The organism is Flavobacterium sp. FlaQc-57 (assembly GCF_044007395.1).
Taxonomy (GTDB): Bacteria; Bacteroidota; Bacteroidia; order Flavobacteriales; family Flavobacteriaceae; genus Flavobacterium.
This window is the reverse complement of record NZ_JBIPDA010000001.1, coordinates 975,527-993,560: the sequence shown is the minus strand read 5'-3', so window position 1 is coordinate 993,560 and position 18,034 is coordinate 975,527. Positions and strand designations below refer to the sequence as shown.

Sequence of the window (18,034 nt, the reverse complement as noted above, 5' to 3'; positions counted from 1 at the left end):
TTTTAGTCTAGCTTGTTTTTTATATAATATTTACCATCCAAATCTTCATCAAAATCATCTATTTTAACTTGTTTTGGTTTTGGTTTATTTGCAATTGCCTTCTTCTTCCACATCTCAAATTTTTCAAGAGGCATTTTCTTTTTCAAGATTTCCAGTACTTCTTTTTCTGCCAATCCAAATTCTTTTTTAATGATCTCAAATGGATTTTTTTCTTCTAAAGCTAACGAAACAAGTCTTTCCGTTTGTTCCCAATTCAATTCTTTGCGGTTACTCTTTTTCATCACGTGAAAATTAATTCAAAATAGGGGTTAATGATTAATAGATTGATTTTCAATTTAAGTATCAATATTAATAAAAAAAATAATTACTTGGTTAGATGAGGGATGTTTTTTTTAAGGATTTTAACTGTTTTTTGCAGATCTTGATTTTTGAAACGGAATTTGTAATAAATTTTTCAATTTATTGTTTTCTTCGGGAGCCATATGCGTGTCTACTCCATATACTAATTCTTCTTTGGGTAACGTTGTAAAAGTGCCAAAAAGGCGATCCCATATTGAAAAAATGTTTCCGTAATTACTATCTGTATAAGGTAAAACATAGTGATGATGTACCTTATGCATATTTGGCGAAATAATAAAATAGCTCAATAAAACATCTAATTTACGGGGTAAAGAAATATTAGCATGATTAAATTGTGAAAAGATTACAGATAGGCTCTGGTATAGGAAAACCATCCACATGGGACTTCCTACAATTAAGACGCCTAGAGTTGTAAAAATAAACCGAATGATACTTTCGCCCGGATGATGTCTGTTCGCCGTTGTAGTATCGATCCAGGTATCTGTATGATGAATTAAATGAAATCGCCATAAAAACTTTATTTTGTGCTGAATATAATGTGCTAAATATGCACCAATTAAATCTAATAAAAGTAAACCTGTCAGAGTGTATAACCAAATTGGTAATTCTGGTAACGATTGTAAAATGCCAAAGTGATTTTCTGTTGTCCAGTTTGCTGTTTTGATTAAAATAAATGCCAAAACAAAATTGACGATAATCGTAGTGAAGGTTAAAAAGAAATTGATTCCGGCATGCTGCCATTTTTTGTACTTCATCCGGAATAAAGGAAAAGTATTTTCGATCAGCCAAAAGATTGTAATTCCTCCAACCAGAATTAAACTTCTATGCGTAGACGGAATCGTACTGAAATAAGCAATTATATCATTCATAAAAATAAAATTAAATAGGATAGAAGCACCAATTGAGGAATTCTGCTAAAGGAAAAAGAGAAAACCGAATATTAAAATATCTGATTTTCTCTTTTAAAAGTTGTTATGCGATTGAATGATTTATGCTTTTTTGACCAAACTAATGATAAATAGCAAAACCCAGGCTCCACCAACAGCAATTATAATTTGCCATAAAAGTCCGCCGCCACCAATACCAAATTTACCAGCGATCCAGCCGCCAATAAATCCACCAATTATTCCAACGATAATGTTACCAATTAATCCAAAACCTGCGCCTTTCCAAACTTGGCCTGCTAACCAACCTGATATCGCTCCAATAAGTAGAAAATATAAAAATTCCATATGATATAATTTTAAGGGTTAAAATTAAAGTTGATTACGCTTCAGCGTGATTTTGTAATAATGTTTTATAAATAAATCCGGCTACAATAGCACCTAGAATTGGGGCTACCCAAAACAGCCAAACTTGAGACAATGGTTCTCCGCCAGTAAAAATTGCTTGAGATAACGATCTGGCAGGATTCACAGAAGTATTTGTAATTGGAATACTGATTAAGTGAATTAACGTTAAGGCTAAACCAATTGCAATTCCGGCAAATCTTCCGTTTGCAAATTTATCGGTTGCACCTAAAATAACTAATAAGAAAAATAATGTCAATACAAACTCAGCGATAAAAGCAGATTGTAATGAATACCCATCAGGCGAAAATGCCCCATAACCATTTGATGCAAAAGCTCCGGCTTGTGTGTTGTTAATTACATTTCCTGCTTTACCTGACCAAATGATAAATAAAGTACCGGCTGCAGCAAGTGCACCCACACATTGTGAAATAATGTACGGTAAAAGGTCTTTGGCAGGAAATCTACCTCCGGCCCATAAACCAAATGATACGGCTGGATTAAAGTGTCCGCCAGAAATGTGCCCAACAGCATATGCCATTGTTAGAACTGTTAAACCAAAGGCCAATGCTACTCCGGCAAAGCCAATTCCTAAATTAGGAATTCCTGCTGCAAAAAGTGCGCTTCCACAACCTCCAAAAACTAGCCAATAAGTTCCAAAAAACTCTGCAAATAATTTTTTCATAATAAATAATTTTAATTAATAGTTGATCGTTAAAGGGTATATTGGTATGCCCAAAAAATCAGAACTAACTGTAAGGGCAAACGTACAAATAAAATCCATTTTGGTAAATTAAAACTTGCTTTTTTATTTTGAAACATAAATAAATTTGCTGGAAACACAGCTACTAACAGTGCAATGATTCCCCAAGCTGCAAAACGTGTTGTAATAGAAAGAGTTAGGAGTACACCTAATATGATCTCAGACGCTCCGCTTAAAATATTTATTAAATTAGGGTTTTTAAAATAAGGTGGGATTATTTTAAGATACATTTTAGGGTTCCTAAAATGATTGATTCCGGCAATTATATAAAGAAAAGCCATCAAATATAAATGCCAAGATAAATTCATGATATATTATTGTTTATCACGAATTTATAAAAAAATTAACAATTATTGCATTACAAGGCTCTTTTTTTTAAGCCTATTCAAAACAGGCTAGTTTTTACGTTTAAAATTTACGTTCATAATAATAATGGCAAGGATGATTAAAACAATTCCGACCCATTGAATTAGGATGACTTTTTCATTTAATAAAACGAAAGCCATCATTACAGAAACAGGAAGTTCAAGTGCAGAAACAATACTTCCTAGACCAATACCAGTTAAAGGGAAACCTATATTCATCAACATTGGAGGAATAATTGTTCCAAAAAGAGCAAGTATAATTCCCCATTTTGCAAAAATGCTCAGGTTAAAAGGTGTTATTTGAGTAGCAAATGCAAAAGAAAATACAATTATTGCACCTCCTAAAAGCATATATAGGCTACGTTGCGCAGATGAGATTTCTGTAGCTACACGATTTGCAGTAAACATAGTTGTAGTAAAAGACGCGGCAGCACAAACTCCCCACGCAATACCTCTCCAATCTAATTGTATTTCATTATTAAGAATGTTTGTCGCCAGAACAGTTCCGATAAGTACAATAAATACGGCGATCACTTTTTGTTTTGAAGGTAGTTTTTTTTCTAAAATCATTTCCAGTAAAACACCCATCCATACCGTTTGCATCAATAGAACGATACCAATAGAAACTGGAATGTATTTTACTGCTAAATAATAAAACAAACTTGTCATTCCTAATGATGTACCGGCAAGCATTAAACTGAAGATATTTTTTGGTGTAGCTTTTACAACATTTTCTTTATGTTTTATTTTCTGGAAGGCATTTATAAGTAAAATACCAAGAATTCCGAGTACAAATTGAGAGGTTGTTACTTCGGCAGTAGTAAATCCTTCAGAGTAAGCCATTTTTACAAAAGTGGCTAACATTCCGTAAGTTGTGGCTCCTAAAGCAACGAAAAATACTCCTTTTAATACGTGATTTTGTGACATCTTAACTTGTTTATTTTAAAAATTAAAGCCGGCAAAGGTAAGTTATTTTGTTTAGGATTTGATAGAAAATATGTATAAACGTTGGTATTACTTTGTTTTTGCTCTTTTATGAAGTTCTAAAATTGAAGAATTGACAGAATCATCATAAACAAAAAAACCGCCAAAATATTTTTTTGGCGGTTCATTTTATGTCTGATAAAGAAGTTAAAACTACTTTACAGGTTGCTCTTTGTAAGTTTCAATTTCAAAAACTAAAGTTGCGTTTGGCGGAATAACTCCTCCGGCGCCTTTTTCTCCATAAGCTAGATTTGACGGAAGAAAGAATATTGCTTTTTCTCCATCAGTCATCATGTCTAAAGCTTCGATAAAACCAGGAATCATCCCATCTTTTTTACCCACAGCAAAAGGAAAAGCCTGATAGCCTTTTTGAGCATCGCGGTTTGCATCATATTGACCGTATGCCTTTGCTACGTTAGCGATACTGCTGTCAAAAAGTTTTCCGTCTTCAAAATATCCTGCATAATGAAAATAAATATTTGATCCTTCAGCACCTTTAATACCAGTTCCTTTTTGTGTAATAACATATTTTAAACCAGATGCTGTTGTAGTTGCTTTGGCTTTAGTAGCGGCAAAATATGCTGCTTTTTGAGTAACTACTTTTTGACCTTCAGCTTTTTTAGCCTCTTGTTTTTTAACATCATCAGCCAGGACTTTTACTGCATCAAATTTTTTAGCCGCTACACCTTTGCGGGTAATGGTTATTTTTGTCATGATATCATCCTGAACAATTTTATTTACATTGTCCATTCCTGAAACTACATGACCAAAAATAGTATGTTTTCCGTTTAACCATGGAGTTTCTTTATGTGTGATAAAGAATTGACTTCCGTTTGTCGCAGGTCCGGAATTAGCCATTGCTAAAACGCCACCTTTTTCGAATTTTAATTCTTCAACAAATTCGTCTTTAAATGCATATCCGGGACCTCCTGAACCATTTCCGTCAGGATCTCCTCCTTGAATCATAAAATCATTGATAACTCTATGAAATTTTAAACCATCATAAAATGGCTTTCCCTTAAGTTTTTCCACTTTTACATTAGGATTAGTACCTTCAGCCAAAGAAATAAAGTTTGCAACAGTTACCGGCGTTTTTATGTATTCTAAAGATACGACGATATCGCCTTTTGTTGTAGAAATTGTAGCAAAGATACCGTCATTAGGATTTGCTGGAGCTGCTGCTTTTACTTTTGCTGCAGGAGCTTTTGGTTTAGTAACCGGTTTTTTTGTCGTTTGTGCTTGGATGTTTACCATTGCCAAACAAAATAAAAATAGAAATTTAAACTTCATGAGTTCTGAATTTATGTCTATGTTGTTCTTTAAAAATTTATTGTGGCTTTTCTAATAATTGAATTTCGAAAATAATATTAGCATTTGGCGGAATTACATCTCCCGCACCTGTTGGTCCGTATGCCAAATGAGATGGAATAAATAATATTGCTTTATCTCCAAATGAAAGTTGTTCAATTCCTTCAATAAATCCCGGAATCATACCGTCTTTACGACCTGCTTGAAATGGAATTGGCTGGTAACCTTTTTGTTCTGCTCTCGCTGCATCAAATTTCCCAAAAGCTTTATTCACTTCTTCAACGCTTGAGTCAAACAAAGTTCCGTTTTCTAAGAAACCTGAATAATTGATATATATCTGAGCTCCGGTTGCTGGTTTTTTACCTGTACCTTTTTCAGTAATTAAAAACTCTAAACCTGAACTTGTTTTAGTTGTTTTTGGCTTAACGGAAGCAAAATAAGCTACTTTCTCTGCTTGAACTCCGGTGTATTTACTTTTTTCTTTTGCGATTTCTGAAAAATAGTCATGAAATGTTTTCACAGCATCAAACTTTTTAGCTGCTTCACCATTTCTGATGATTTTTACAGAAACAACTTTATCATCTTGTTTTACTTGGTTTACTACTTCTTGACCTTTTTCAACTACATGACCAAAAATTGTATGTTTTCCGTCTAACCAAGGAGTTTCAACATGTGTGATGAAAAACTGACTGCTGTTTGTTCCCGGGCCGTTATTTGCCATTGCCAAAACACCTGCTTTGTCAAATTTTAAATCGGTGATTTCATCTTTAAATTTGTATCCTGTGTCTCCAGAACCAGTTCCTTCAGGATCTCCTGTTTGAATCATGAAACCATCAATCACTCTATGAAATTTTAAACCGTCATAAAAAGGTTTATTTTTTAAGTAATCTTTTGTTACAAACTCATTTTTACCTTCTGCTAAGGTTACAAAATTAGCTACTGTTACAGGTGCTTTTTTATAATCTAACTCAACAATAATATGGCCTTTATTGGTTTCAATGTCGGCATATAAACCATCAGGTAAGTTGCTGTGTTCGTCCTTACAAGAATAAAATGAGCCAACGGCTAATAGTAATAATAAAATACTTTTTTTCATTTTTAAAATGTTGTTTTTTATGGGTTTATTGTATCTTTTTTAGTTTGAGTTGGAGCTTTTGGAGCTATTGTTTTTGGAGCTTGTCCAACAACTGTTGCTGGTTTCGCAGCTGGGTCCGGAACAAAATTACGTAGTGTAACAGTGCAGATCAATGGTTGATTGGTTCCAATTTTTTTATTGTCTCCATGGTATCCGTAAGCAATATGAGACGGAAACAAGAAAGTAACAGTTTCATTTTTTTTCATGTACTTAATTCCGTCGCGCAATCCCATCATGATGTCTTGCTTGTCAACATAATAAGTTTGCGGGCCAATATCAGCCTCAGAATAAATAATTTTTCCGTTAATATCTTTAACTTCTAAATTAAAATAAGCAATGTCTCCTTGTTTAGGAGTTGCAGTTTCTGTAGCGCTTTTTTCATCATATGTAAACCAATATCCTTTTCTTGTAGCGTAATATTTTACTTTAGGATTGTTTTTGATGATTTTTTTGATAACATCTTCTTCATTGGCTACCAGTTTTTTATTTCGGTCAACTGATGTTTTCATAAAAGTGCCGGAAGCCTGTGAAATAGGTCTTCTAGCTTCTTCATGTTGTTTACAGCTAACAAATAAAACAGCAAAAAGTAGGATGTAAATGCTTTGTTTTAAGTAGTTCATAATTGAGTTATATTTTTAGTTTATTGACTAAATCTTCAAATTTATTCAAGGTTTCTTCCATCGAAACGTCAGATCGTCCACCGGCGGCATTACTATGTCCGCCGCCATTAAAGTGATCTCTTGCAAATTGGTTAACATCAAATCCACCTTGAGAGCGGAAAGATATTTTGATGATTTTCTCGTCTTTATTTTCGATAAAAATAGCAGTAAAAACGATACCTTTTATGCTTAAACCATAATTAACAATTCCCTCAGTATCACCTTTTACGTAATTGAAAGAATCCAGTTCGTTCTGTGTAAGCGAAGTATATGATGTTTTGTGTTCCTCAAGAACTTTTAAATTCTGTAAAGCACGACCTAATAATTGCAAACGGCTGTACGAGCTATTATCAAATAATAAAACAGGAATTTGAGTGTTTTCAACTCCTAAATCGATCAATTCTGCGATAATTCGGTGTGTGTTTCCTGTTGTTCCGGGAAAACGAAACGAACCAGAATCAGTCAAAATTCCCGTATAAATGCAAGTGGCAATTGTTTTGTCTAAATCTTCTTTTTTATCTAAAAATGAAATGAAATTATACACCATTTCGCAAGTAGATCCAAATGAAGTATCTGAATACATAAAAGCAGCATAATCATCCGGTTTTTGATGATGATCAATCATAATGAATGGAGCAGTTAGTTTTGCTAAAGTATGTTCCATTTCACCAGTACGATGAAAAGCATTAAAATCGAGTGTAAAAATTAACTCTGCTTCTTGTAATATTTTAGTACAATTTTCAGTGTCTTTTTCAAATATTTTTACTGTTTCAGAACCAGGAAGCCAAGCTAAGAAATCGGGAAAATCGTTTGGAGCAATCACGGTTGGCTGGTGATTGTTTTTTAATAAAAAGTGGTATAAGGCTAAGGTTGAACCCATAGCATCGCCGTCAGGACCTCTATGCGGAATTATGGCGATTTTCTTTGGGCTTGCGAGTAATAATTGTATCGCTTGAATATCTTGTATTTTCATAGTGTGCGAATTTACATTTTTTTAATGTAATGTTGAAATCATTTTGCAGATTAACACACTTTTATAAGTTTGCAGTCGCAGTTAACAGTCGCAGTTTGCAGTCACACTTTACAGTTTATAGTTTCGGTTTTTAGTATTTGGAATTGCGTCGACTTTGAAAATAAAAAAACATCTGGAGATGAAACTGATTCGCTAGAGTGAACGGACAGATTTAAGCAGATTTTTTATGTCGGTACGTTTAAGTTCTTTAGAAACAAATCAATTTGAAGTTTTAGTGCAAACTGACATAGTAAACTGTGACTTTACATTGTGACTGAAAACTACATTAAAGCCATTTTTGATACAATTTATACTTAGCGCCCTTTACAATTTGCGATTTATAAATCCCCACAGAACCTGATGAGAAGTATGCAACTGTACATGCGATCGCAATAAAAAGTCCAGGTTGTATTCCAAAAAGTTCGATTCCCATAATGGTACAAGCTATAGGGGTATGAGTAGCGCCAGAAAACACGGCTACAAATCCCATTCCTGCTAAAAGGGCAATTGGCATTGGAATTATGAAAAATAATGAACTGCCTAAAGCTGCGCCAATAAAAAACAACGGTGTTACTTCGCCTCCTTTAAAACCGGCACCTAAAGTAAATCCAGTAAAGAGAATTTTAAGAAGAAAATCATACCATGCATTTGGATGATTAAAGGAGTCAACTATAAAAGGAACACCAAGACCAGAAAATTGTGTGAATCCAAATCCAGCAAATGCGATAGCTAAAATGATTCCTCCAACAAACGGTCGCAAAGGCGGGTATTTGATGGCTTTTGAGAAAAGAGAACTCCAAAAATGGGTACTTCTTGCGAATAATAAAGCAGCCAAACCAGATAAAAGCCCTAAAAATACAGTATAAAGTAAACTACTGAAAGTAAATTCTGGAACAATAGGAATGCTGTAATGAGTATGTTTTACCTGCCAAAATTCTACTGTAAAGTAAGCCGCATAAGCTACCAAAAACGATAAAAGAATGCTTTTGAAATTGATCTTGCTGAAATATAACACTTCCAACGCAAAAATAGCGCCTGCTAAAGGAGTTCCGAAAACGGATGCAAAACCAGCGCTAATTCCGAGAATAATTAGAATTTTTCGTTCGGCATTGTCTAAATTGAAAATTTTAGTGAATTGATCGGCAATTGCGCCACCCATTTGAACAGCAGTACCTTCTCGGCCTGCAGAACCTCCAAATAAGTGTGTAAGCAAGGTTCCTAAAAGTACCAAAGGAGCCATTTTAAACGGAATAACTTTTTTAGGATTGTCGTATTCTTCGAGTAGTAAATTATTGCCTTTTACCACAGATTCGCCCCAATAGTAATAACTCAACCCAACTAATAATCCACCGAAAGGCAAAAACCAGATAATCCAATCATGTTGGATTCTAAATTGTGTAACCCATTCCAGAGAAACTAAGAAAAAGGCAGAAGCAGAGCCAGACAAAATACCTATCAAAATACAAATGAGAATCCATTTGAAAGTTGCGAAAAGTATTTGTTCTGGGGTCTGAGAAGTCATTAAATTTAAGGTGTTTTTTTAGCCACGAATTTCACGAATCAACACGAATTTTAAAATCGTTATCAAAACTAATGTTTTTAAATCTTTTAATCCGTAGCAAAAAAATAATTCGCAAAAATTAGTAAAATTCGTAGCAAAAAAAATATAGCTACTGAATTACAGCTGTAAATTCAATTTCAACTAAATATTCAGGTGCAACCAATTTGCTGATTTCATAAAATCCGGTTGTAGGTTTTACATCTTTAAAAAATGCAGAGTGTGCTCTGGCTACTTCTTCAAACGAAGTAATGTCAGTAGTGAAAATGCGGGTTCTGATAACGTCTTTCATTCCCACATTTAGATCTTCTAAAACTTTTTCAACGCGTTCTAAGATATTATAAGTCTGAGCATAAGCGTCATCAGCTTTTACTTTTTCTCCATCAACAATGGCCACAGTTCCTGAAACTTCAATAATATTGCCAATTCTTACCGCACGGCAATATCCCATTTTGTCCTCCCAAGGTGATCCTGTTAAGATGTTTTCTCTTTTCATTTTTTATGTTTTTTTGAATTGTTTTTACATTTTTAAAAACAAATTCTGGTTCGTTAATTTCGTTGCAATTTATAAAATATGAAGATGAAAAGGGATGTAATTAGTTTGAAATCACTTCGTAAATCATTCTTTTTTGTGATATTTTGACCAATACAACAATTTGTAAAAGTTTAATCAAACGCAAAGATGATTTTTTTATCGCCACAGATTTCACAGATTTTAAGGATTATTTATTTATGTGAAGTTATTGTCATAAATTTCGATTAATTTCCACCAATTTGATTCCTATAAATTTATGAAATCGCTTCGCCTATTCACTATCGCTCGGGTAGTGGCAAAAAAAGCATATATCATTTTAATCTGTGAAATCTGTGGCAAAAAAATAATGCATTTAGCTCCTTATTCAATTTGAAACTGTTCGTAAAGTCTGAGTTTATTTTGAGTCGCTGTAAGATTTTGTTGCAGCACTTCAATTTTGTTTAATAAGTTTGCGATAGCATCAATACCTTCAATGTTGATTTTGAGATCATAATGCAAACGAATCATTTTTTCGACAGCAGGTAACTGTTCCGGCTGCAAATATTCATCTTCTTCGAGAATAACAATTTTTACTAAACCAAAATTGTGTAATTCTGTTATAAATGAATTTTCAATTTCGTGATACAAACAAAACTGTTTTATTTGAATTAAGTCTTTATTATTCATGTTTTCTTAATTTAGCTAATTCTTCGAATAATTCTTTTTCTTTTACAGATAATTTGGTTGGAATTTTTAAAGTATACGTAATATATAAATCGCCAAATTGATTCTCTTTTTTATACACCGGGAATCCTTTTCCTTTTAATTTTACTTTAGTTCCGGGTTGAGTTTCAGGAGCGACTTTTATTTTTACTTTTCCATCAAAAGTGTTCACATAAATTTCTCCTCCTAAAATAGCAGTATATAAATCCAGATCAACATCGGCATATAAATTATTGCCTTCTCGTTTAAAATCGGAGTCATTTTCAATTAAAAACGTAATATATAAATCTCCATTTGGACCTCCGTTTGCACCAGGCGCACCATGATTTGGAATTTTTATAATCTGACCGTTTTCTACACCTGCAGGAATTGTAATTCTAATATTCTTACCGTTTACACTCAGATTTTGTTTGTGGGTAGTGTAGGCTGATTTTAAATCTAATTGTAATTCGGCATTAAAATCTTGTCCTCTGTATTTGGCTTTGCCTCTTGAACTTCTTCCGGCTGAACCATACATCGAATTAAAAAAATCTGAAAAATCACTTCCAGAAAAATCTCCACCAAAATCAGAATAGCTTTGGCCACCTTGTTGTTGTCGGGAATATTGCTGCTGATTTGGGTCGTAACCCGCTTTCTCAAATTCATCAGCATGTTTCCAGTCTTTTCCGTACTTATCGTATTTTTTACGATTTTCAGGATTGCTTAAAACTTCATTGGCTTCATTTATTTCCTTGAATTTTTTTTCAGCTTCTTTATCATTCGGATTCAAATCAGGATGATACTTTCGAGCTAGTTTTCGATATGCTTTTTTGATTTCGGCTTCTGTTGCCGTTTTCGTAATTTCTAATACTTTATAATAGTCAATGTAGTCCATTTGCTTGTATTTTTTAATAAAGGTAAATTAAAATATTGAAGTTAGGAATAAGTTGTTAATTATCAAAATGATGTAGGATTTTTTAAGATAAATCTTTCGTTTTAAGTTTTTCGATATTTTTGAATATTATTTTTTTTGATTTTTAATGTTGCACTTTTGGCAGGTTTTTTGATTCTAAAAAAATGCCTAATATATTGTTATAATAGTCTTAAAGTTGTAGCGCCTAACTAAATTATACTATTTTTGTGATGCTATACTCTGATTTTATAAAAGTTATAAAAGCCCCATTCGATAATATTTTTTCAATGAAGCAAATTTTATTTTTCATATTATTTTTTACAGCTGTCACAGTATCAGCACAGACTGAATTTGGTACAAAATTCAAACCTATTGCAGCACCAAAATTTGGAGCAAAACCCAAAAAGACACCTATTCCGGAAGTAAAAGATCCGCAAGCAGATAATTTAGATATGCCAAGTATTAAGGTGCCAAATGTTTTTGATCATACCAGTATTACTCCAAAATCTCAATTGCAAATAGGAGTAGAGAAAAGCAAGTTCACGATGTCGACAGAAACAGATTTTGCTAATCCCGGCGATCGTTTTGTACCAAAAATGGAGAAAGATTTAGACAAAGCTTTAAAAGATGCAGGTCTGAAAGAAGGACGCGGAACATTGGTAAAAAGGAATATTTCGTTAGGAGACTTTAGAACAAAATCGCAATACTTTATTGTGAAATTCCGTGATTTTGGTGCCATCGACGGCGATTTAGTAAAAGTATCATCAAATGATAAAGTAATAAGAGATCAGTTGTTTTTAGATGCCAGTTTTAAAGATGTAAAAATTATGTTGGTAGATGGCTTTAATAAATTAGATTTCGAAGCTCTAAATATTGGAACCTTAGGCGGGAATACTGCCGAAATTCAGGTTTACGATGATAAAGGACAATTAGTAACCAATGATTATTGGGACAATCTTGCCGCCGGATTTAAGGCATCAATTATTGTTACGAAAGAGTAGTTTCTTAGAGGTTCTAAGTTGCTAAGATACTAAGGCTCTGAGTTTTTTTTTGTTCAGTAAATCTTACTTAGAACCTTAGCGTCTCAGAGCCTTAGTATCTTAGATTAGAAAGGATCCGCAGTTACTCTAAACTTTATTTCTGCTTTCAAGGTTACATCTTTTGTAAGTGTTTCTTTTAGGGTCACCTTAGTTCTGATTTTATATTTATCAGCCTTAATGTATTGGTCTAATTTTTTATCAGTACAAATCAAATCAATCATATTTGTTGTTGCATTTACATTGTCTTGATAGGCCAATTCTATTTCGTCAGAATCTGTTGTTGAAATATACAGGTGAACAGATTTTAAAAAAGTAAAAGTTTTGTCTGAGGGATCTGTGATCGATAACTTTAGAGATCTTAGTTTTACATCTTTTACTAAACTTGCCTTCGTTTTATTGTTTTCAAATTGGGACGATGAATTGGTTGTAACATCGGGAGTAATTATTTCTGAGGGTAAATTGATTGGTGACGTACTTTTTATTTTTATAGATGTCTCATTCGAGATACTAAAGCTTAGTAAATCATCAACAGCACTACAAGAAGCTAGTGATAAGGATAACAAAAGGGCAATTGTAATAATTTTTGATTTCATAAATATAGTTTTTTCTTCAAGTACGAATTTCTTATAGATTTGGATTTTCTTTTTCAGGTTCAAAGTTACAAAGGTTCAGAGGTTCAAAGAAAAAACTATGCTTAAAGATTTTAAAAACTTTGAACCTTTGCAACTTTGTTTCGAAACTTCGGGATTGTGCTTAAAAATCGTAAGGCTAAAAAAAAATATTTTTTTAGCCTTACGATTTTTCAAATTCGAATATAAAAAGTATTTTTGCGCATGCAACACAACGTACTTATTTTAGATTTCGGATCGCAATATACTCAGCTTATTGCGCGTAGAGTTCGCGAATTAAATATATTCTGCGAAATTTTCCCTTACAATCACTTTCCTAGTGATTTATCACCTTATAAAGCCGTAATATTAGGAGGAAGCCCATTTTCTGTTCGTGCAGAAGACGCTCCACATCCTGATTTATCTCAAATTAGAGGCAAACTACCTATGTTGGCGGTTTGTTACGGAGCACAATACTTAGCTCATTTTAGTGGAGGTGAAGTAGCAGCTTCGAACACCAGAGAATATGGTAGAGCTAATTTATCTTATATTAAAGAAGGTGAAACTTTCTTTAATGGAGTTTCAGAAAACAGCCAGGTTTGGATGAGTCATAGTGATAGTATCAAGGCTTTACCAACAAATGCAGTTAAATTAGCAAGTACGCATGACGTAGAATATGCTGCTTATAAAATTGAAGGCGAAACAACTTATGCTATACAATATCATCCAGAAGTTTTTCACTCTACTGATGGATCAAAAATGCTAAAAAACTTTTTAGTAGATATTGCTGAAGTTCCTCAAAACTTTACACCAAATGCTTTCGTTGAAGAAATGGTGGGCGAATTAAAAGAGAAATTAGGTAATGATAAAGTAGTTTTAGGATTGTCAGGCGGAGTAGATTCTACTGTAGCGGCAGTTTTATTACACCAGGCAATTGGAAAAAACTTATACTGTATTTTTGTAAATAACGGTTTACTTCGTAAAAACGAATTCCAAAACGTATTGGATCAATACAAAGGAATGGGATTGAATGTAAAAGGAGTAGATGCCGGAGATCGTTTCTTGAGCGAATTAGCAGGAATTAGTGACCCTGAAACCAAACGTAAAACAATTGGTCGTGTATTTATCGAAGTTTTTGATGATGAATCACACTTAATCGAAGACGTAAAATGGTTGGCGCAAGGAACTATTTATCCTGACGTAATCGAATCAGTTTCGGTAAAAGGACCATCGGCAACTATTAAATCGCACCATAATGTAGGTGGATTGCCGGATTATATGAAATTAAAAATTGTAGAACCACTTAGAATGTTGTTTAAAGACGAAGTTCGTAGAGTTGGGGCTACTTTAGGAATAGATCCTGAATTATTAGGAAGGCATCCTTTTCCGGGTCCAGGATTATCAATTAGAATTTTAGGAGATATTACTCCAGAGAAAGTTCAGATCTTGCAAGATGTTGACGCTGTTTTTATCGACGGATTAAAATCTTGGGGATTGTATGATAAAGTTTGGCAGGCTGGAGCAATTTTACTTCCTGTAAACAGCGTTGGTGTTATGGGTGATGAGCGTACTTATGAGAAAGTAGTAGCGCTGAGAGCTGTTGAATCTACAGATGGTATGACGGCTGACTGGGTTCATTTACCATATGATTTCTTAATGAAAGTGTCTAATGACATTATAAATAAAGTAAAAGGAGTGAATCGTGTAGTTTACGATATCAGCTCAAAACCGCCAGCAACAATTGAGTGGGAATAGTATTGATTCTCATTTAAATATTTAATAGAAATGCCCATATTTTTTATATGGGCATTTCTATTTTTATGAAAGTTTCGAAGATAATTTCATTAGAAGAAATGATGCATGAACTCATGGAAAACCCTCTTAGAGAGGAGAAAACAGTAAAGTTTGAAGTTTATAATAATCTTAAAGAAGTTTCAAACAGCTATTACTTAGTTTTAGGTATATTTACAGACTCAACATTGAGAGATAAGTTCATTATGAAACTCATTGACTCTGGTGATTTTAACACTAGTTTCTTTTTTAATATCAACAGTCTTTCGTACTATGTTTACTCAGATTAGTACCAAAATATGGAAGAAGTTTTGTATCAATGCAAGAAAAAGGAAGAAGATGAGTTATATAAAGAAGTTATTATTGCTAAGGTAGAAATTGATCTGAGAGAATAATTACCACTAAATTAACAAGTGGCAAGAATCTTGATTTAAAGAGAAATTACTAACTTGTTTTGAATTAGAAATTAAATTGTTTTAAGCCTTATTATGAAATATTATTCAACATTATTGTCATTAGTTTTTTTTGTAACCAGTACTGCATTTTCGCAAGAAAAAGTGGTTAAATACACGGTTTCAAGCGGGGAAACTATTAACCAAATTGCTGTAAAATTTAAGGTTACACCTTATGATATTTATTCTTTAAATCCAGATGCTAGAAATGGTGTAAAACCTAATACGGTTTTATTAATTCCTACCAATGGTGCAAAAACAACTGTTAAAGCAGAAACTGTTGTGGCAAAACCCGCAGGAAATTCAAAAGAAGTTATTCATGAGGTACAGCCAAAAGAAACTTTTTATAGTATCGAAAAAAAATATGGCATTTCTGACGAAGCTTTGAAAGCCGCAAATCCTTTTTTGGTGAAGGATGGTGTTCAAATTGGACAAAAATTGGTGATTCCGGCAAAAGGAGCATTAGTAAAAACTCCTGTAGTTAATAAAGTAGTTAGTGAAAAAGCAAAAGAAAAATATGTGTATCATGATGTTTTAGCAAAAGAAACTAAATTTTCAATAGCTAAAAAGTATAATACTACTATTGAAGATTTAGAAAAAAGAAATCCTGAAATTGTTTCAAATTTACCAATAGGATATCGTTTGACTATAAAAGGAACGGCTCCAAAAACCGAAACTTCGGCTGCACCCGTAACTAATACTGTAAAACCTGCTGAACCTAAAAAAACAACTGAAACTCCTAAAAAAGCAGTTTCTTATATGGAATATCAGGTAAAACCAAAAGAAACTTTTTATAGTTTAGGCAGAACTTTTCATATAAGTCAAGAAGAATTAACCGCTTTAAATCCGTTTCTTGCTGAAGGAGTTAAAGAAGGAATGGTTTTAAAAGTTCCTGCAGGATATTTGGCACCAGCGCCTATTATCGCACAGCAGCAACCTGTTGAAAAAGCGATTGAAAATACCAATACAGGTGGTATACAAATTGTAGATAAAGTGAAATCTGAAACAGTTTCGGCTAATCCTGAAATAGTTGAGTTGACTAAGAAAAGAGGACAAACTGATCGTAAGAAATTAGTTTTACTATTGCCTTTCAACTTAGCAAAAATGCAAAACGATACAACAAGCACTGCAAATCGAATTAAAAGTGATAAGTTTTTGAATATGACTTTGGATTTTTATTCAGGTGCGATGATGGCAATAGACTCTGCTAAAACATTAAAATTGCCAATTGATGTGGCGATTTATGATTCTCAGGAAACTAAAAATAGCTCTAATGTTTCGAGTTTGATAGCTCAGAATAAATTGCAGGATGCAGACGCTATTATTGGACCATTTTATCAAAGTAATGCAGAATCTACGGCAAACACATTGCGTTTGTACAATGTTCCGGTGATTTCGCCATTGTCTAAAGATAAAGCAAACCCGATTGATAATTTGTACCAGACAATTCCATCAAATGATGTCGTTCGAAATGCCGTTTTTGATTTTATGCGTGCGAAAAACGGGAATATTGTTGCCGTTGTGGATAAGAAGAAAGAATCAGTTATAAGTTATATTAAACAGAATCAAAAAGGGGTTGTTTTTGCCGGTTTAACAGAAACTGGTGGTTTAGATGTTGCTAGTTTAAAGAGTTTATTATTACCAAATAGAATGAATTATGTGGTAATGGAAACGGCAAATACTGCAATGGTTAAAACGACAATTAAAGCTTTGATTGATGCACAAAAAACATGTCAGGTGCAATTAGTAATCTTAGAACCAAACAGTACACTTGATACTGACGAAATTAGTTTTGACAATTTGGTAAAACTAAAATTAATGTATCCGTCTGTAACTCGTGAAAGTGATGAAGCTGCTGTTTTAATTTTTGAAAAAGAGTATAGACTGAAAAATAAAGTAAATCCAAATACTTATGCGACACGCGGATTCGATGTAACTTTTGATACAATGATGCGTTTAGTACAAGGAAAAACATATCAGGAAACAGCAGATTTAATGACAACTGAGCAAGTTGATAATAAATTTCAGTTTTATAAAAAAGAAGATGGTGGGCACGCAAACAAAGGTGTTTACATATTATATTACGATAGTGATTTAACTTTAAAAGTAGCAAATTAATGACATCAAAAGTAACCTATTTAGGAGATTTAAGAACAAAATCAATTCATGTGCAATCAGGTAGTGAAATCATCTCTGATGCGCCAGTAGATAATAACGGAAAAGGAGAGGCGTTTTCTCCAACAGATACAGTTGCCAATGCTTTAGCAAGCTGTATGTTGACTATTATGGGAATCAAAGCACGCGATTTGAATGTAGATTTTACTGGTTCGACGGCAGAAGTAACTAAAATAATGAATGCTGAACCAAGAAGAATTGGGGCAATTGAAATTGTTTTTGATATGCAAGGTGTTGAAGATGAAAAAAGCAGAATTATTCTTGAGCGAGCAGGTATGACTTGCCCCGTTTTTTTGAGTTTAAGTTCAGAAATTGAAAAGAAAATTACTTTTAACTGGAAGTAATTTTTAGAATTTATATGTAACGAAAAAACCATTCATGTAAATGAATGGTTTTTTGTTTTTAA

Annotated in this window: 20 protein-coding genes; 5 read left to right on the top strand and 15 right to left on the bottom strand. The window is 33.2% G+C overall.

The window, feature by feature from the left end; all coding sequences use genetic code 11:
• Positions 1-2: 2 nt before the first annotated feature.
• The 14 genes from ACHRVZ_RS04195 to ACHRVZ_RS04130 all read right to left on the bottom strand — a co-directional run bounded on the left by ACHRVZ_RS04195 (position 3) and on the right by ACHRVZ_RS04130 (position 11,544).
• Complete coding sequence (locus tag ACHRVZ_RS04195; protein ID WP_395420925.1) at positions 3-281, bottom strand: DUF2805 domain-containing protein; 279 nt, start codon at positions 279-281, stop codon at positions 3-5.
• 120 nt (positions 282-401) lie between these two features.
• Positions 402-1,229 (bottom strand): sterol desaturase family protein, encoded by an 828-nt coding sequence (locus ACHRVZ_RS04190; RefSeq protein WP_395420924.1) that lies wholly within the window; start codon positions 1,227-1,229, stop codon positions 402-404.
• 120 nt (positions 1,230-1,349) lie between these two features.
• Positions 1,350-1,592 (bottom strand): GlsB/YeaQ/YmgE family stress response membrane protein, encoded by a 243-nt coding sequence (locus tag ACHRVZ_RS04185; protein ID WP_395420923.1) that lies wholly within the window; start codon positions 1,590-1,592, stop codon positions 1,350-1,352.
• Between the two features lie 34 nt (positions 1,593-1,626).
• Entirely contained in the window at positions 1,627-2,334 is a 708-nt protein-coding gene (gene aqpZ / locus ACHRVZ_RS04180) for an aquaporin Z (protein ID WP_395420922.1), read from the bottom strand.
• A gap of 29 nt (positions 2,335-2,363) precedes the next feature.
• Positions 2,364-2,720 carry a DoxX family membrane protein gene (locus tag ACHRVZ_RS04175; RefSeq protein WP_395420921.1) on the bottom strand — a complete coding sequence of 119 codons (357 nt, stop codon included), beginning with the start codon at positions 2,718-2,720 and terminating at the stop codon, positions 2,364-2,366.
• Positions 2,721-2,807: 87 nt separating this feature from the next.
• Positions 2,808-3,704, bottom strand: coding sequence for an EamA family transporter (locus ACHRVZ_RS04170; RefSeq protein WP_395420920.1), 897 nt, complete (start codon positions 3,702-3,704; stop codon positions 2,808-2,810).
• Positions 3,705-3,914: 210 nt separating this feature from the next.
• Positions 3,915-5,051, bottom strand: coding sequence for a peptidylprolyl isomerase (locus ACHRVZ_RS04165; RefSeq protein ID WP_395420919.1), 1,137 nt, complete (start codon positions 5,049-5,051; stop codon positions 3,915-3,917).
• Positions 5,052-5,088: 37 nt separating this feature from the next.
• Positions 5,089-6,165, bottom strand: coding sequence for a peptidylprolyl isomerase (locus ACHRVZ_RS04160; protein ID WP_395420918.1), 1,077 nt, complete (start codon positions 6,163-6,165; stop codon positions 5,089-5,091).
• 17 nt (positions 6,166-6,182) lie between these two features.
• A complete protein-coding gene (gene gldI, locus ACHRVZ_RS04155; protein ID WP_395420917.1) occupies positions 6,183-6,824 on the bottom strand; it encodes a gliding motility-associated peptidyl-prolyl isomerase GldI in 642 nt (213 codons plus the stop codon).
• Positions 6,825-6,831: 7 nt separating this feature from the next.
• Positions 6,832-7,836 carry a bifunctional oligoribonuclease/PAP phosphatase NrnA gene (locus ACHRVZ_RS04150; RefSeq protein ID WP_395420916.1) on the bottom strand — a complete coding sequence of 335 codons (1,005 nt, stop codon included), beginning with the start codon at positions 7,834-7,836 and terminating at the stop codon, positions 6,832-6,834.
• A gap of 325 nt (positions 7,837-8,161) precedes the next feature.
• Positions 8,162-9,397, bottom strand: a complete 1,236-nt coding sequence (locus ACHRVZ_RS04145) for a chloride channel protein (RefSeq protein WP_395420915.1) — start codon at positions 9,395-9,397, stop codon at positions 8,162-8,164.
• Positions 9,398-9,545: 148 nt separating this feature from the next.
• On the bottom strand, positions 9,546-9,929 hold the full coding sequence (locus ACHRVZ_RS04140) for a RidA family protein (protein ID WP_395420914.1): 384 nt from the start codon (positions 9,927-9,929) through the stop codon (positions 9,546-9,548).
• Between the two features lie 399 nt (positions 9,930-10,328).
• Positions 10,329-10,634: a chaperone modulator CbpM gene (locus ACHRVZ_RS04135; RefSeq protein ID WP_395420913.1), complete on the bottom strand. Its 306-nt coding sequence runs from the start codon at positions 10,632-10,634 to the stop codon at positions 10,329-10,331.
• Positions 10,627-11,544 (bottom strand): DnaJ C-terminal domain-containing protein, encoded by a 918-nt coding sequence (locus ACHRVZ_RS04130; RefSeq protein WP_395420912.1) that lies wholly within the window; start codon positions 11,542-11,544, stop codon positions 10,627-10,629. The genes ACHRVZ_RS04135 and ACHRVZ_RS04130 overlap by 8 nt, the downstream gene beginning before the upstream one ends.
• Positions 11,545-11,849: 305 nt before the next feature.
• On the opposite strand from ACHRVZ_RS04130, the gene ACHRVZ_RS04125 reads away from it, so the two are divergent.
• Positions 11,850-12,563, top strand: coding sequence for a hypothetical protein (locus ACHRVZ_RS04125; RefSeq protein WP_395420911.1), 714 nt, complete (start codon positions 11,850-11,852; stop codon positions 12,561-12,563).
• A gap of 104 nt (positions 12,564-12,667) precedes the next feature.
• Here ACHRVZ_RS04125 and ACHRVZ_RS04120 read toward each other — a convergent pair whose 3' ends face one another.
• Positions 12,668-13,195 (bottom strand): hypothetical protein, encoded by a 528-nt coding sequence (locus tag ACHRVZ_RS04120; protein WP_395420910.1) that lies wholly within the window; start codon positions 13,193-13,195, stop codon positions 12,668-12,670.
• A 240-nt stretch (positions 13,196-13,435) separates the two neighbouring features.
• On the opposite strand from ACHRVZ_RS04120, the gene guaA reads away from it, so the two are divergent.
• From guaA to ACHRVZ_RS04100, 4 genes are all read left to right on the top strand, one after another.
• Positions 13,436-14,965 carry a glutamine-hydrolyzing GMP synthase gene (gene guaA / locus ACHRVZ_RS04115; RefSeq protein ID WP_041519335.1) on the top strand — a complete coding sequence of 510 codons (1,530 nt, stop codon included), beginning with the start codon at positions 13,436-13,438 and terminating at the stop codon, positions 14,963-14,965.
• Between the two features lie 47 nt (positions 14,966-15,012).
• A complete protein-coding gene (locus ACHRVZ_RS04110; RefSeq protein ID WP_395420909.1) occupies positions 15,013-15,291 on the top strand; it encodes a hypothetical protein in 279 nt (92 codons plus the stop codon).
• 198 nt (positions 15,292-15,489) lie between these two features.
• Positions 15,490-17,571 carry a LysM peptidoglycan-binding domain-containing protein gene (locus tag ACHRVZ_RS04105; protein WP_395420908.1) on the top strand — a complete coding sequence of 694 codons (2,082 nt, stop codon included), beginning with the start codon at positions 15,490-15,492 and terminating at the stop codon, positions 17,569-17,571.
• Positions 17,571-17,972, top strand: a complete 402-nt coding sequence (locus tag ACHRVZ_RS04100; protein WP_395420907.1) for an OsmC family protein — start codon at positions 17,571-17,573, stop codon at positions 17,970-17,972. Before ACHRVZ_RS04105 ends, ACHRVZ_RS04100 begins: the two co-directional genes overlap by 1 nt.
• Positions 17,973-18,034: the final 62 nt, after the last annotated feature.

Excerpts from the sequence above, each read along its gene's own strand:
- ACHRVZ_RS04100 (WP_395420907.1), top strand. The coding sequence starts at position 17,571 with ATGACATCAAAAGTAACCTATTTAGGAGATTTAAGAACAAAATCAATT.
- gldI (WP_395420917.1), bottom strand. The coding sequence starts at position 6,824 with ATGAACTACTTAAAACAAAGCATTTACATCCTACTTTTTGCTGTTTTA.
- ACHRVZ_RS04145 (WP_395420915.1), bottom strand. The coding sequence starts at position 9,397 with ATGACTTCTCAGACCCCAGAACAAATACTTTTCGCAACTTTCAAATGG.
- ACHRVZ_RS04105 (WP_395420908.1), top strand. The coding sequence starts at position 15,490 with ATGAAATATTATTCAACATTATTGTCATTAGTTTTTTTTGTAACCAGT.
- ACHRVZ_RS04130 (WP_395420912.1), bottom strand. The coding sequence starts at position 11,544 with ATGGACTACATTGACTATTATAAAGTATTAGAAATTACGAAAACGGCA.
- ACHRVZ_RS04150 (WP_395420916.1), bottom strand. The coding sequence starts at position 7,836 with ATGAAAATACAAGATATTCAAGCGATACAATTATTACTCGCAAGCCCA.
- aqpZ (WP_395420922.1), bottom strand. The coding sequence starts at position 2,334 with ATGAAAAAATTATTTGCAGAGTTTTTTGGAACTTATTGGCTAGTTTTT.
- ACHRVZ_RS04170 (WP_395420920.1), bottom strand. The coding sequence starts at position 3,704 with ATGTCACAAAATCACGTATTAAAAGGAGTATTTTTCGTTGCTTTAGGA.
- ACHRVZ_RS04190 (WP_395420924.1), bottom strand. The coding sequence starts at position 1,229 with ATGAATGATATAATTGCTTATTTCAGTACGATTCCGTCTACGCATAGA.
- ACHRVZ_RS04120 (WP_395420910.1), bottom strand. The coding sequence starts at position 13,195 with ATGAAATCAAAAATTATTACAATTGCCCTTTTGTTATCCTTATCACTA.
- ACHRVZ_RS04110 (WP_395420909.1), top strand. The coding sequence starts at position 15,013 with ATGGGCATTTCTATTTTTATGAAAGTTTCGAAGATAATTTCATTAGAA.
- ACHRVZ_RS04160 (WP_395420918.1), bottom strand. The coding sequence starts at position 6,165 with ATGAAAAAAAGTATTTTATTATTACTATTAGCCGTTGGCTCATTTTAT.
- ACHRVZ_RS04165 (WP_395420919.1), bottom strand. The coding sequence starts at position 5,051 with ATGAAGTTTAAATTTCTATTTTTATTTTGTTTGGCAATGGTAAACATC.
- ACHRVZ_RS04140 (WP_395420914.1), bottom strand. The coding sequence starts at position 9,929 with ATGAAAAGAGAAAACATCTTAACAGGATCACCTTGGGAGGACAAAATG.
- ACHRVZ_RS04185 (WP_395420923.1), bottom strand. The coding sequence starts at position 1,592 with ATGGAATTTTTATATTTTCTACTTATTGGAGCGATATCAGGTTGGTTA.
- ACHRVZ_RS04125 (WP_395420911.1), top strand. The coding sequence starts at position 11,850 with ATGAAGCAAATTTTATTTTTCATATTATTTTTTACAGCTGTCACAGTA.
- ACHRVZ_RS04135 (WP_395420913.1), bottom strand. The coding sequence starts at position 10,634 with ATGAATAATAAAGACTTAATTCAAATAAAACAGTTTTGTTTGTATCAC.
- ACHRVZ_RS04175 (WP_395420921.1), bottom strand. The coding sequence starts at position 2,720 with ATGAATTTATCTTGGCATTTATATTTGATGGCTTTTCTTTATATAATT.
- guaA (WP_041519335.1), top strand. The coding sequence starts at position 13,436 with ATGCAACACAACGTACTTATTTTAGATTTCGGATCGCAATATACTCAG.
- ACHRVZ_RS04195 (WP_395420925.1), bottom strand. The coding sequence starts at position 281 with ATGAAAAAGAGTAACCGCAAAGAATTGAATTGGGAACAAACGGAAAGA.